This is a genomic window from Cystobacter fuscus (assembly GCF_044360685.1).
GTDB classification, from domain to species: Bacteria; Myxococcota; Myxococcia; order Myxococcales; family Myxococcaceae; genus Cystobacter; species Cystobacter fuscus_C.
Genome location: NZ_CP043491.1, coordinates 514,623 through 527,433 on the forward strand (window position 1 = coordinate 514,623; position 12,811 = coordinate 527,433).

At 72.9% G+C, this 12,811-nt stretch carries 10 protein-coding genes; 8 read left to right on the forward strand and 2 right to left on the reverse strand.

The annotated features are described in order from the left end of the window. Nucleotides 1-10: 10 nt before the first annotated feature. Nucleotides 11-2,230 (reverse strand): PhnD/SsuA/transferrin family substrate-binding protein, encoded by a 2,220-nt coding sequence (locus F0U63_RS02105; RefSeq protein ID WP_395843134.1) that lies wholly within the window; start codon nt 2,228-2,230, stop codon nt 11-13. 344 nt (nt 2,231-2,574) lie between these two features. On the opposite strand from F0U63_RS02105, the gene F0U63_RS02110 reads away from it, so the two are divergent. Together F0U63_RS02110 and F0U63_RS02115 are read left to right on the forward strand one after the other, a co-directional pair. Next, on the forward strand, nt 2,575-4,215 hold the full coding sequence (locus tag F0U63_RS02110; RefSeq protein ID WP_395843135.1) for a Kelch repeat-containing protein: 1,641 nt from the start codon (nt 2,575-2,577) through the stop codon (nt 4,213-4,215). A 124-nt stretch (nt 4,216-4,339) separates the two neighbouring features. Then, on the forward strand, nt 4,340-5,698 hold the full coding sequence (locus F0U63_RS02115) for an NAD(P)/FAD-dependent oxidoreductase (RefSeq protein ID WP_395843137.1): 1,359 nt from the start codon (nt 4,340-4,342) through the stop codon (nt 5,696-5,698). 25 nt (nt 5,699-5,723) lie between these two features. Here the strand turns inward: F0U63_RS02115 and F0U63_RS02120 are convergent, their stop codons facing one another. Beyond that, nucleotides 5,724-6,635, reverse strand: a complete 912-nt coding sequence (locus F0U63_RS02120) for a flagellar motor protein MotB (RefSeq protein ID WP_395843139.1) — start codon at nt 6,633-6,635, stop codon at nt 5,724-5,726. 244 nt (nt 6,636-6,879) lie between these two features. Between F0U63_RS02120 and F0U63_RS02125 the strand changes: the two genes are divergently transcribed. The 6 genes from F0U63_RS02125 to F0U63_RS02150 are packed head-to-tail and all read left to right on the forward strand — an operon-like array spanning nt 6,880 to nt 12,804. Then, nucleotides 6,880-7,260: a response regulator gene (locus F0U63_RS02125; RefSeq protein ID WP_395843141.1), complete on the forward strand. Its 381-nt coding sequence runs from the start codon at nt 6,880-6,882 to the stop codon at nt 7,258-7,260. Further along, entirely contained in the window at nt 7,257-7,658 is a 402-nt protein-coding gene (locus tag F0U63_RS02130; RefSeq protein WP_395843143.1) for a chemotaxis protein CheW, read from the forward strand. Before F0U63_RS02125 ends, F0U63_RS02130 begins: the two co-directional genes overlap by 4 nt. After that, nucleotides 7,648-8,154 (forward strand): chemotaxis protein CheW, encoded by a 507-nt coding sequence (locus tag F0U63_RS02135; RefSeq protein WP_395843145.1) that lies wholly within the window; start codon nt 7,648-7,650, stop codon nt 8,152-8,154. The genes F0U63_RS02130 and F0U63_RS02135 overlap by 11 nt, the downstream gene beginning before the upstream one ends. A gap of 26 nt (nt 8,155-8,180) precedes the next feature. Beyond that, nucleotides 8,181-9,599, forward strand: coding sequence for a protoglobin domain-containing protein (locus tag F0U63_RS02140; RefSeq protein WP_395843147.1), 1,419 nt, complete (start codon nt 8,181-8,183; stop codon nt 9,597-9,599). Nucleotides 9,600-9,611: 12 nt separating this feature from the next. Beyond that, entirely contained in the window at nt 9,612-11,780 is a 2,169-nt protein-coding gene (locus F0U63_RS02145) for a response regulator (protein ID WP_395843149.1), read from the forward strand. Then, the gene (locus F0U63_RS02150) at nt 11,761-12,804 is read left to right on the forward strand and encodes a chemotaxis protein CheB (protein WP_395843151.1); all 1,044 of its coding nucleotides are present in this window, start codon (nt 11,761-11,763) and stop codon (nt 12,802-12,804) included. Before F0U63_RS02145 ends, F0U63_RS02150 begins: the two co-directional genes overlap by 20 nt. The last annotated feature ends 7 nt before the right edge of the window (nt 12,805-12,811 follow it).

Here is a 12,811-nt window from a genome sequence, read left to right on the forward strand (position 1 = left end):
GGGCCCGGCGTCACTTGCCCTCGGCGGCGCGGTCCGGCTCGTCTTCGAACCCGGCCTCGAGCAGGGACTGCTCCTGGGCGGCGGGCAGGATGACCGTCAAGAGCGTGCCCTCGCCCTCGCGGCTGTCCGCGCGCAGCGTGCCGCCCAGCCCCGTCACGATGGCGTGGCTCACCGACAACCCCAGGCCCGTGCTCGTTTTGCGCGTGGTGAAGAAGGGCTCGAAGATGCGCGCGACCACCTCCGGGGACATGCCCCGGCCGGTGTCCTTTATCTCCACCACCAGCTCGCCCGTCTCCCCCGTGTACGCCGCCACCCGCAGCACGTTGTTCGCCGCGTCCGGCTCGTCCATGGCCTGCAGGGCGTTGAGCAGCAGGTTCACGAACACCTGGGTCAGCCGGGATTCGTCGCCCTCCACCCGAGGCACCGGCTGGAAGTCCGTCTCCAACCGCGCCCGGTGGCGCAGCTCGACCCGCACCAGGTTCAGCGCGTGCTCCAGCACGGGGATGATGTCGACCGTCTTGTGCTGCTCGGGCGGCGCGCGCGACAGCGTGCGCAGATCCTGGACGATCGTCTTCAGCCGGTGGGCGCCATCGGCCGCCTCGGTCAGCGCCTCGAGCACGTCGGCCACGTCCGTGGACAGGGCATGGTTCTGGGAGCGCAGCACCTCCGCCACGCGCGTGAGCTCCTCGCGTGCGAAGCCGATGTTGGCCAGCATGTAGGCGAGGGGATTGCCCATCTCGTGGCCCACCGCTCCGGCCAGCGAGCCCAGTGCGGCCAGCCGGTCCGCCTTGAAGAGCTGCGCCTCCATCTGCTTGCGCACCGTCACGTCCTTGGCGAATACCCGCAGGCCCTCGGGATCCACCAGGTGTGTCACCGTCAGCTCCCAGTGACGGCCCTCCCACTGGACGCTCGGCGTGTCGCCCGCGGAGGCGCGCCGGGCCGCCGCGAGCGAGGCCTCCACCACCGGATGGCCCGAGCCGAGCGGGAACAGATCCGTGAAGGCCTTGTGCGCCGCGGGGTTGGCGTAGTGCAGGACGCCGTCCGGACCCAGCTCCAGCATGGGCTCGGGGTGCAGCAGTGGGAAGGAGGCCAGGCGGTAGAGCCGCTCCTCCTGGGCGCGCAGCTCGGTGACGTCGCACACCAGCACCGCCGTGGTGGCCTCCCGCGCGGGGTCCGCCGGAGTCCGCAGGGTGGCCTCGGCCGCGAACCAGCGCGTCTCTCCCTCTACCTCCAGGCGGTACTCCACCCGGCCTCCACCGCTGTGCCGCGCCGAGCGCGCGAGCGCCGCCAACGCGCCTCCCGCCTCCATGCCGAGGGCTTCCCCCAGGGGCCGTCCCTCCGCCTCGCGCACGTCCCGCCCGAACGCCTTGCCCGTGGGCGTCCACAGCCGCAGACAGCGCTGCCCGGCATCCACCTCCGCCGCCAGGTAGTCCGTCTGCCGCACGGCGCGGGGCGTGTGCGTGCGCGCGGTGGCCTCCGAGGCGAGGACGAAGCCCTCGCTGTCGAAGAGGCCCAGCATCGGCTCGAGTCCGCCCGTGCTGCCGGCGAGCGAGGTGAGCACGGACACCAGCGTGGCCGTGTCCGCCTCGCTCATGCGGGAGGTGATGATGAGGCCGTCGGCGGGCGTGGCGTGGGTGTAGGCGAAGGGCTGTAGGTGGCGCTCGTCGGCGCCCAGGTGCTCGGCGAGGTAGGCCCGCACGGTGTCCTCCTCGGGGTGGCTCGCGTAGATGGCGGCCACGTCCGCCTCACCCTCGAGCACCGCCAGCAGGGCCTTGCGGTAGGTGCCGAGGAAGTGCTCCTCGCGGAAGGTGTCCGCGGGAGGATGGCCCATCTCCGTGAGGTAGCGCGTGGGCAGCAGGTAGCCGGCCGTGGAGCGCGGGGCCACCCAGGCGGCGCGCGTGCCCTGGAGCGTGCTCAACGTGAGCGGCCGCGACGCCCGGCACAGGAGCGCCGAGTAATAGCTGCCCTGTCCGGCCCGCACCGCGCGCAGCACCGCCCGGGCGCGCGGCTCGTAGTGGGTGCATTGCTCGGCCGTGCCCCAGACCAGCTCCACCCGCTCCTCGGCCAGCTCCCGCTCCAACACCTCGTAGGACGGCGCGAGCTCCACCAGGATGGGGCGGCCCAGCCGCTGAGCGAGCGCCCGGCCGAACAGCTCCGCGCGCACGTGCTCCTTCACCTCTCCCAGCGAGGGCGAGAGAAGAAAGCGGATGGGCATGGCCGTCAGGCTCATGGTCGGGGTCTCTCCTGAGGGACTCCGACCGGAGAGCGGAAGCATCCCCCCTCCGCGCGGAGACGACGGATCATGCCGGACATCCAGGGCGCGCGCATCTCACCCCCAGGCTGGGTCCGAGCCCGCTCGCTCTCCTCCTCGCTCCCTTCCTCGGAGTCCGGACGACACTCGCTCCGCCGTGTCCATCCGCGAGACGACGCGACGCGGCAGGGCGCCTCGTCCCACCGCCGGAGTGGGTGGGATGTCGGGCGATAAACCATTGGAATCACTGGGAAAGTACGCCCCGGCGATGTCAGACCCGGCGGGTACAAACCGTCCTTCACCGAAGAGGGGAGGACCAGGTCATGACGAGGGTTGGGCGCGCCGCGTCGGCGCTCTTCGCGCTGGTGTTCGTGTGCCTCCCGGCATGGGCCGGGGGGCCGCTCGTGGCGTTGGAGGGCGGCCGGGTGCTGGCGGGTGGTGAGGTGTACGAGCCCGGCACGGGGGCCTGGCGGGCCACGGGGGCGATGCGCACCGCCCGGCGTCACTCCGCCGCGGTGCGGATGGAGGACGGGCGGGTGCTGGTGGTGGGGGGCATGTCGGCCTCGGGCGTCCTGGCGAGCTGCGAGGTGTACGAGCCGGCGACGGGCCGGTGGTCGCGCGTGGCGGAGCTGGCCGAGGCGCGCGCGGAGGCGGTGGCGGTGGTGTTGTCGGATGGGCGGGTGCTGGTGGCGGGCGGGGTGGACGCGGATCGGCTCCCGGTGCGCTCGGCGGAGCTGTACGAGCCGGCGACGGGCCGGTGGACGCGCACGGGCTCGCCGGTGTCGTCGCGGCAGGGCGCCGGGACGGCGGTGGTGCTCGACACGGGCGAGGTGCTCTTCGTGGGCGGACTGCTCGCGGAGCTGTACGACCCGGCCAGCGGCCAGTGGCGCAAGGCGGGCCCGGTGGGGGGCGCGGCGGGCACGCACCGCTCGGGACACTCGGTGACGCGCCTGCCGGATGGACGGGTGCTGGTGGTGGGGGGCATGACGGCGCGCGCGGCGGCCACGGCGGAGGTGTACGACCCGGCGAGTGGTGAGTGGCGACTGGTGGCGGCGCCGGGCGTGCCCCGCGAGGGACATGGGGCGATGGTGACGGAGGACGGACGCGTGCGGGTGGTGGGCGGCTTCCACATGAAGAAGGGCGCGCTCGCGTCGGTGGAGACGTACGACCCGGTGGCGGACACCTGGAGCGTGGAGCCGCCGCTCGGGGCGGCGCGCAGGGGCGCGGTGCTGGTGCCCCAGCCGGATGGCGCGGTGCTGGTGGTGAGCGGCTCGAGCGAGACACCGGGGGGCTCGCCCGCGAGCGAACGGTATGTGCCGGAGCGGTGTCTGCCCTTGAGCTGCGCGAGCGCGGGCCGCACGTGTGGCGAGCCCCCGGATGGTTGTGGGGGCACGTTGTCGTGCGGCCCCTGCGAGGAGGCGCCGCCCCGGTGCGCCGAGGAGGGGTGTGGCGTGGAGCGCGCCGTGTTCGATGCCGTGTTGGGCGTGCCCCGGTGTGGCGAGGCGGGCGCGGGGTGTGACTCGGTGGGCCTGCTGGCGGGACGTGGGCTGCTCGGTCCGGAGCCCCACGCGCCCAACACGTTGGGTGGCTCGTGCGCGGATGGGCAGGGCGGCACGCACGCGCGGGACGAGGCGCTCGACGGCCTGCGGGTGATCGCCGAGGAGCGGGAGGGGCTGTCACCGGGAAGGCGCGTGCGGGTGGAGGCCACGGTCTGGGCGTACGCGCGGCCGGGGGTGAACCGGTTGGACCTGTACGCCGCGGCGGATGCGCGCGCTCCGGAGTGGACGCACCTCGCGACGCTCACGCCGGACCGTGCGGGGGCCCAGGTGTTGACGGCCACGTACGTGTTGCCGGTGGGGGCGTCGCAGGCGCTCCGGGGCGTGTTCCGCTACGCGGGCCGTGCCGAGCCGTGTCCGGAGGGCGTCTTCGACGACGTGGATGATCTCGTCTTCACCACGCGGTGAGCGCGGGAGCGGGGGGGCCGGACCCTCCAGCCAGGGAGGCGGGCGGACGCTCGATTATCCGGAAATAAACCTGACGCGGCGCGGCAGGTGGTCGATCTGGCCGATGCTCCCCACTCTAGGGGGCATGGACCACAAGGATCAGCATCACGTCGTCATCGTCGGAGCGGGCTTCGGGGGACTCCAGGCCGCGCGCAAGCTGCAGAAGGCGCCCGTCAAGGTGACGGTGGTGGATCGCTACAACCACCATCTCTTCCAGCCGCTGCTCTACCAGGTGGCGACCGCCGTGCTCAGCCCCGCGGACATCTCCGCGCCCATTCGCAGCATCCTGCGCGGCCGCAACACCCAGGTGCTGCTGGCCGAGGCGCGCTCGGTGGACGCGGCGCGCAAGGTGCTCGTGTGCGACGGCGGCGAGGTGCCCTATGACACGCTGGTACTCGCCACGGGCGCCACGCACTCGTACTTCAACCACCCCGAGTGGGCCAACGTCGCCCCGGGTCTCAAGACGCTCAACGACGCGGTGGCCATCCGCGAGCGCGTCCTCTTGTCGCTCGAGGCCGCCGAGCGCGAGACGGATCCCGAGCGCCAGGCCGAGTGGCTCACCTTCGTCATCATCGGCGGAGGCCCCACGGGCGTGGAGCTGGCGGGAGCCATCTCGTACATGCTGCGCCACTCGCTGCCGCGGGACTTCCGCCGCATCGACACCGCCAAGGCCCGCGTGCTGCTGCTGGAGGGTCTGCCGCGCGTGCTCACCCAGTACCCCGAGGAGCTCTCGGCCACGGCGCGCAAGGACCTGGAGAAGCTGGGCGTGGAGGTGCACACCGGCTCCATGGTGACGGGCGTGGACGAGCGGGGCGTGAGCGTGGGCGAGCAGCGCATCCCCGCGCGCACGGTGCTCTGGGGCGCGGGCGTGGCGGCCTCCAAGCTCGTGCGCTCGCTGGACGTGCCGCTCGACAAGGCGGGCCGCGTGAAGGTGGACGCCACGCTCACGGTGCCCGGCCACGAGGACATCTTCGTGCTGGGGGACGTGGCGTCGGTCGTTCAGGACGGCAAGCCCGTGCCGGGCATCGCCCCGGCGGCCATGCAGATGGGCCGGCACGTGGCGAAGAACATCCGCCTGCGCCTCGACGGCAAGCCCCTGCAGCCCTTCCACTACGTGGACAAGGGCAGCTTCGCCGTCATCGGCCGGGGCTACGCCGTGGGCCTCGTCTTCAACAAGCTGAAGATGAGCGGCCCGCTGGCGTGGCTGATGTGGGCCGGCATCCACATCGCCTACCTCGTGGGCTTCCGCAACCGCCTGGCGGTGATGCTCAACTGGGCCTTCACCTTCCTCACCCGGGGACGCGACGTGCGGCTCATCACCGGCGCGTACGCGCCGCACCTGCCGCCGTTCTCCAAGAACGCCGAGCCTCCCGCGCTCCCGCTCCCCGAGGCGGCGCCCCCTCCTCCGGCGCACGACGCGGGGGCTCCTTCTCCCGTTCACTGAAGCGCCGGGCCGCCGGGTGGGGCCGTCAGTCGGCCTCGCCCGTGGCGAAGGCGGCGCCCGCCAGCAGCCGCAGGGTGGGCATGTCGATGGCGCTGCCCAGTCCGGGGCCGCCCAGGAAGTAGAGCGCCACGCCCTTGCCCAGGTGCTTGCGCACGCCGATGAGCACCTCGGCACTCAGCCGCCCGCCCTGCAGTGGCACGTTGAGGAGCACGCTCACCTCGGGGCGGGTGGCGGTGTCGTTCTGTCCCAACGAAGTGACGGTGGCGCCCAGGCGCAGCTCGTTGCCCATCACGTCGTGCTCCCGGTGGGTGAGGGGAGACAGGTCATACCGGGGGCGCAGCAGGGCGCCCACCTCGCCGCCCACCTGGAAGCCCTCGCCCACGAAGCCGGCCTGGAGCCGGGGCGCCAGCGCGTAGCGGTCCCGGCCGAGCAGCTCCGCCCGTCCCACGGGCAGCGCGGACGCGAGCTCCGCCGCCACGTTCACCGGGGCCCCCTGGCTCATGCGCCACAGCGCCGCGCGCACCATGAGCCAGGGCTCGTCGAGTCCTCCTCCCTCGGGCGGTGCCAGGTCCATGAAGCGCTGCCCGCGCTGGCCGACGATGTAGGTCAGGTTCGCGCCGAGCTGCAGCCAGGGCAGCACCCCCACGGCCGCGGTGAGGTGCCCGGAGAACTTGTTCTCCACCAGCCCGATCGCGTTGACGCCGGGGTCCCAGGTGCGCAGGAAGTTCAGCGGCAGGTGCTCGTAGTGGGCCTGGAGCGACACCCGCACGACGCCGGGCGTCAGCGTGCGGCCCGTGCCCACCGCGAGCGAGCCCAGTCCGGAGGGCTCCAGGTGCAGGCGCTGCAGCTCGAAGGAGGGCAGGGTGGAGGGGGATTGGGCCTCGCCCACGCCCGCGAGGAGCAGGGTGGCGAGAGAGACAACCCATCGGAGGGTCACGCGTCGGGTCTCCTGTTCGGGGCGCCCATCTTCAGCAAGTTCGCGCAGTTTCGCCAAGCCAACACTTCGCGACCGCGGACCTCCGACGCCCCGCTCCGGGATTGACCCCCAGTGCTCAGTGCACGATAGGTAGGTGCACGGGAGCAGCAGACAATTGTCCCGAGCGTTATCAATTTTCTCGGAGCTTCAGTTCCTTTCCGGTTTTGGAAGGGAATCCCCCCCTTGAGCAGCTCCAGGGAAAGCCATGGCCCGTATCCTCGTCATTGATGACAGCCCCACGGTCGCGTTGTCGATGTCCCGGCTCCTCATGGACGACGGGCATGTCGTGGAGACGGTCGACACCGTGTCGGAGCTGCCGGGGTACCTGAGCACCATGCGGCCGGATCTCATCCTCCTGGATCTGCGGATGCCGAGCCTGCCCGGGGTGGAGTGGGCGGCGTTCATGCGCCGCGTGCAGCAGCGGCGCCTGTCCCTCATCATCCACTCCGGCCTGCCGTGGCAGGAGATGGAGGCCGCGGCGCAGCAGGTGGGCGCGGTGGGCATCATCCCCAAGGGCGCCTCCTCGGACGCCGCGCGCTGCATCATCAACAGCGCGCTGCGCCGCACGGCCAGGGCGTTGGGATGAACCAACCGCTCGTGCGCGTCTCCACCGGGAGCCGGCGGTGGCTCGTCCGGGTGGAAGACCTGCAGGAGGTGGTCCCGATGATGGCCCTGGCCCAGGTGGAGGGGCAGTGGGGCGGGTGCCGGGGCGTGCTCAACCTGCGCGGCGAGCTGATTCCCGTCTTCGATGGCAACGGGCCCGAGGCCCCCCTGGAGCCCTCGCGGCTCATCCTCGTGCTGCGCGAGGCCGGGGGCGCGCGGGTGGGGCTCATCGTGGACGAGGCCCACGAGGTGGTGTTCCTGTCCGAGCAGGCGCTCACGCCGCGCCCGGTGGGCGGAGGCCGGACGCGGCGGATGGCGCTGGTGGGGGAGGAACTCTTCTGCGTGCTGGAGCCCGGCGAGGTGGTGGCGCATGGCGGGTGAGCCGGACGAGGCGCTCCTGCGCCGGCGTGCCGCCCGGTACGCGGCGCGCGGCGCGCCCGAGGCGCTCGAGGTGGCCGAGCACCTGTGTTTCAGCCGCGGCGTGGGCCAGTACGCGCTCCCCCTGGAGTGCTTGCGCGAGGTACGGCCGCGGGGCCACGTCGCGCGCGTGCCCGGGGCCTCGCCCGTGGTGGCGGGCGTCTTCCAATTCCGTGGCGAGCTGCTCAGCGCCCATGATCTGGCGGGCTGGCGGGAGCCGGGGCCAGGCGCACGCCCGCGTGCGGAGTGGCTGGTGGTGGTGGAGCACCGGGGGGCTCGTCTGGGGCTGGTGGCCGACACCGTGGAGGGCATCGAGCGGCGGGAGGCTGGCCAGCTGGGCGCCGTGCCGGTGCTGCTCGGGGAGCGCGGGGTGTGCTTTCGTGGGGTGATTGGCGCCGAGCGCCTGCTCCTCGAGCCCGAACGGCTCTTCTCCACTCCCGCCTTCTTCCGGGCCTTCTAGCGCTCACCCCGAAAGGACTCCCGCCCATGGCTCCCCTTCCCGTTTCTCATGATGGCCGTCTGGGCTCCGCCGCCGAGGAGCTCGAGCGGCGCCGGCGCGTGCTGGGCTTCTCGGACGAGGATGCCCGGCGCCTGGCGGAGCTGCGCCCCGTGGCCGAGTCGAGCAATGACGCCATCATCGAGCGCTTCTACGCGCACCTCATGTCGCACACCGAGATGCGCGCGCACTTCCAGAGCGAGGCGCACATCGCGGCCCTCAAGCGCGCCCAGTCCCAGTACTTCCTGGAGCTGTTCCAGGGCCGGTACGACCCGGCCTACGTGGAGGACCGGCTGCGCGTGGGCAGGGCGCACGAGCGCATCGGCCTGGGGCCCATGTGGTACGTGGGCTCCTACAGCCAGTACCTCTGCGCGCTCATCCCCATCGTGCTGGGGCAGGGCCAGCCGGGCAACGAGGAGCTGTCGGAGAAGCTCCAGTCCCTGGTGAAGATCATCTGCCTGGACATGTCGCTCGCCATCGACACCTATATCGAGGCGATGACGGACCGGGAGGCCACCCAGGTGGGCCGCTTCGTGAGCGCGCTGGAGAGCCTGTCGGTGAGCCTGTCGTCCTCCTCTGGGGAGATCCTCGATGCCACGTCCCGGCAGACCGGCGCCGCGCAGCAGCAGGCGAGCGCCGTGGCCGAGGTGACGAGCACCCTGAGCGAGCTGCGCCTCACGTCGATGCAGGCCCTGGAGAAGGCCGAGGCCGTCATCACCGTGTCCGAGCGCTCCATCGAGTCCTCGCGCCTGGGCAGCCAGGCGGTGGAGGCGTGCATCCAGGGCATGCGGGAGATCCGCGAGCAGGTGGAGGCCATCGCGGACAAGATCCTCTCCTTGAGCGAGCAGACGCAGCAGATTGGAGAGATCATCGCCTCGGTGAATGAGATCGCCGAGCAGTCCAAGCTCCTGGCGCTCAACGCCGCCATCGAGGCGGCGCGCGCGGGCGAGCATGGCCGGGGCTTCGCGGTGGTGGCCACGGAGATCCGCAGCCTGGCGGATCAGTCCAAGCAGGCCACGGGGCAGGTGCGCAAGCTGCTCGGCAGCATCCAGTCGGCGACGAACTCGGCGGTGGTGGCCTCCGAGGCGGGCACGCGCAAGGTGGAGGCCGGGGTGGAACTGGCCAACCGCGCGGGCCAGAGCATCCAGCAACTCGGGGGCACCATCGAGGAGTCCTCGGCGGCCGCGCGCCTCATCGCCAGCGCCGCGCGCCAGCAGACCGCCGGCGTGCAGCAGGTGTCCGAGGCGATGGGGGACATCAGCGACGCGATGAACAGCACCCTCACGAGCCTCGGTCAGACGGAGACGTCGGCCAACCAGCTCAACGATTTGACCCGGAGCGTCAACCAGCTCGTGGACTCGTTCTCGCGGCCCAAGGTGCCCAAGTCCGCCGAGTACCGGATGGCGTGAGATCCCCCGCCCATGCCCCGGTCGACCGAGGAGTTGGATCAGGCCATCCGCATGGCCTTCGCCGCCGAGGCGAGGGACTTGTTGCGCCAGGTGGAGCGGGCGCTGCATGGGCTCGCCGGAGGGGACGCGTCCGAGCGGGAGTCACGTTGCCGGGACATGCTGCGCGGACTGCACACTCTCAAGGGGGCGGCGGCGGCCTCGCGGCATGAGGAGGTGGCGCGCGCTACCCATGCGCTGGAGGACCTGGTGCACGGGGTGCAGGCGGGCCGCGTGGCGCTGGAGGGGCAGGGGCTGGAGGGGCTCTTCTCGGGCCTCGAGGGCGTCTACGAGGCGTTGGAGCCGGAGCCGGCGGAGACGGACGCCGCGGCGCCGGCGCCGGGCCTGGCCTTCGCCGCGGGAGCACCGGGGAGCGAGGCGGAGGAGTTCCTGCGGGTGCCTCCCGCGCGGGTGGACGCGTTGCACGCGCGGGTGGGGGAGCTGGTGCTCGGCCGGCTGCGGCAGGAGGCGCTGGCGCGGCGGCTCGTGGAGGCGCGCGACCAGCTGGGCGAGGCGATGGATCGGTGGCGCGAGCTGGGGGCGCGGCTGGAGCCGTGCAAGCGCACGCTGCCGAGGGCGCAGTGGGCGGGACTGAAGGCGGCGCGGGACGCGTGCGCCCCGGCGATGAGGGGGGCGTGGCAGGCGCTCTCGGCGGTGGCGCGCGAGGCCCCAGCGCTCTTGGCGCACGAGGCGGGGGTGGACGCGGCGCTGGAGGAGGGGATTCGCGAGCTGCGGTTGATGCCCTTGCAGCCCTTCCTGGAGGAGTCGGCGCGGGGGGCGCGCGAGGCGGCGCGCGCGTGTGGCAAGGAGGTGCGGCTGGAGGTGCGCGCGGGCGGGGCGGAGGTGGACCGGGTGGTGTTGATGCGGCTGCGCGAGGTGCTGCTGCACCTGGTGCGCAACGCGGTGGTGCACGGGGTGGAGACGCCCGAGCGGCGGCGCGCGGCGGGCAAGCCGGAGGTGGGCACGCTCACGCTGGAGGCGTACTGCGAGGGGGCGCGGGCCTTCGTGCGCGTGGCGGACGATGGGGCGGGGGTGGACGTGGAGCGCGTGGTGCGGCGCGCGCGCGAGGCGGGGTGGAGCGGGGAGGCGGGGGCGCTCGACGCCGAGGGGCTGCTCGCGCTCTTGAGCCTGCCGGGCTTCTCCACGCGTGACGAGGTGGACGCGCTGTCCGGACGGGGCGTGGGGCTGGACGTGGTGATGAGCACGCTGCGCGAGCTGGAGGGCTCGCTGCGCCTGGATCACACGCCGGGCCAGGGCACGGCCTTCCTGCTGGAGGTGCCGGTGTCCACCTCCACGCACCGGGGGCTGGTGGTACGCGTGGGGGAGGACTGCTTCGGCGTGTTGCTGCAGCACGTGGAGCGCGTGCTGCGGGTGGGCGCCAGCGACGTGGGGAGCCTGGAGGGCCATGCCACGGTGCGGGTGGGGGGCGAGCCGGTGTCGCTGGTGGCCCTGTCCGCGCTATTGGGCCTGGGGGGCGACGAGGGCTCGCTCCGGCGCACGGGCGTGGTGGTGCGCCAGGGAAGGCAGCGGCTGGTGCTGCTGGTGGACGACGTGCCAGGGGAGGAGCGCTTGTTCATCAAGCCGCTCGGTCCCGCGTTCGCCGGGGCCCCGCTGGTGCTCGGGGGGGCGCCGCGGCCGGACGGCTCGGTGCTGCCGGTGCTCCAGCTGCCGGCCCTGTTCGCGCGCGCGGCCCAGGGAGCGGGCGAGGGGAGCGTCTCGGCTTGCCTGGTGCCCCGCGCGGTGCCCGAGCCGTGCGCGGTGCTGGTGGTGGATGACTCCCCCACCCTGCGGACGTTGTTGCGCAACGTGTTAAGAGCCGCCGGCTTCCCCGTGGTGGTGGCGCACGACGGCCTGGCGGCCATCGAGGCGTGGCGGCGCCAGGAGTTCGGCCTGGTGGTGACGGACCTGGAGATGCCGCGCTTGGATGGGGTGGAGCTGTGCCGCTTCGTGCGGCGCTCGGAACGGCCCCGGACGCCCGTGCTCCTGATAACCTCCCAGGGCGGCCCCGAGGAACGGCGTCGGGCGCGGGACGTGGGTGTGGACGCATACGTGGTAAAAGGTGAATTCGAGCAGGCCTCGTTCCTGGGGCTCGTGCGGAAGCTGACGAACACGGGAGAGCACCGCGTTGAAGCTGCTGTTGGTTGAGGATTCGCGCTCCGTCATCGCCTTCCTCGAGCAGCTCCTTCGCCGGGAGCCGGACATCGAGCTGTTGCCGCCCGTGGACAATGGTCACGACGCGGTGGCGGCGGTGCAGCGCTGGAAGCCGCAGCTGGTGTTGATGGACCTGGTGCTGCCCGGAGGCATGGGCGGCGAGGAGGCCATCGCCGCCATCATGGCCACGGCGCCCTGTCCCATCGTGGTGCTCAGCGGGCAGTTGGACACGCGCGGAAGGGATCGGACCTTCGAGTCGCTGAGCGCGGGGGCGGTGGACGTGCTGGCCAAGCCGATGCTGAGCGGGCCGGACGAGGTGCAGGCCTTTCGCGAGCGGCTGTTGCGCACGGTGCGCACGATGGCGCACGCGCGGGTGGTGGGACGGGGGAGGCTGTCGCGGCGCCTGCCGGTGGTGCGCACGCCGTCGGTGGCCACGCCGGTGGTGGCGCCCCGGCCCTGCTCGCTGCTGGCGATTGGGGGCTCCACGGGCGCGCCGCCGCTCGTGTACGAGTTGTTGCGCATGTTGCCAGCCCCGGCGCCCTTCCCGGTGCTGATTTCCCAGCACATCGTCCAGGGCTTCGAGCCGGGCTTCGCCCAGTGGCTGTCGGGCACGGGGCACCGCGCGGTGGTGGCGCGGGGCGGCGAGTGGCTGGAGCCGGGCGCGGTGTACGTGTCGCCGGCGGACCGGGACATGGTGGTGCGGGCGGGGAAGCTGCGGACCCAGCCGGCACGGGGGGTGGCGATCCCCTCGGTGAACGTGCTCCTGGAGAGCGTGGCGAGCTTCTATGGAGACCGGGCGGTGGGGTTGCTGCTCACGGGCATGGGGGTGGACGGCGCCGAGGGCCTGCTGGCGATGCGGCAGGCGGGGGCGCTGACGGTGGCGCAGGACGGGGCGAGCTGTGTGGTGGACGGCATGCCCGGCGCGGCGAGGGCGCTCGGGGCGGCGGTCCAGACGCTCACGCCCTCGGCCATGTGCGCCCTGGTGGTCGCGCTCGCGCGCATGTCCCCGAGGAGCTGAGGCCCTG

Excerpts from the sequence above, each read along its gene's own strand:
- F0U63_RS02105 (WP_395843134.1), bottom strand. The coding sequence starts at position 2,230 with ATGAGCCTGACGGCCATGCCCATCCGCTTTCTTCTCTCGCCCTCGCTG.
- F0U63_RS02110 (WP_395843135.1), top strand. The coding sequence starts at position 2,575 with ATGACGAGGGTTGGGCGCGCCGCGTCGGCGCTCTTCGCGCTGGTGTTC.
- F0U63_RS02115 (WP_395843137.1), top strand. The coding sequence starts at position 4,340 with ATGGACCACAAGGATCAGCATCACGTCGTCATCGTCGGAGCGGGCTTC.
- F0U63_RS02125 (WP_395843141.1), top strand. The coding sequence starts at position 6,880 with ATGGCCCGTATCCTCGTCATTGATGACAGCCCCACGGTCGCGTTGTCG.
- F0U63_RS02130 (WP_395843143.1), top strand. The coding sequence starts at position 7,257 with ATGAACCAACCGCTCGTGCGCGTCTCCACCGGGAGCCGGCGGTGGCTC.
- F0U63_RS02135 (WP_395843145.1), top strand. The coding sequence starts at position 7,648 with ATGGCGGGTGAGCCGGACGAGGCGCTCCTGCGCCGGCGTGCCGCCCGG.
- F0U63_RS02140 (WP_395843147.1), top strand. The coding sequence starts at position 8,181 with ATGGCTCCCCTTCCCGTTTCTCATGATGGCCGTCTGGGCTCCGCCGCC.
- F0U63_RS02145 (WP_395843149.1), top strand. The coding sequence starts at position 9,612 with ATGCCCCGGTCGACCGAGGAGTTGGATCAGGCCATCCGCATGGCCTTC.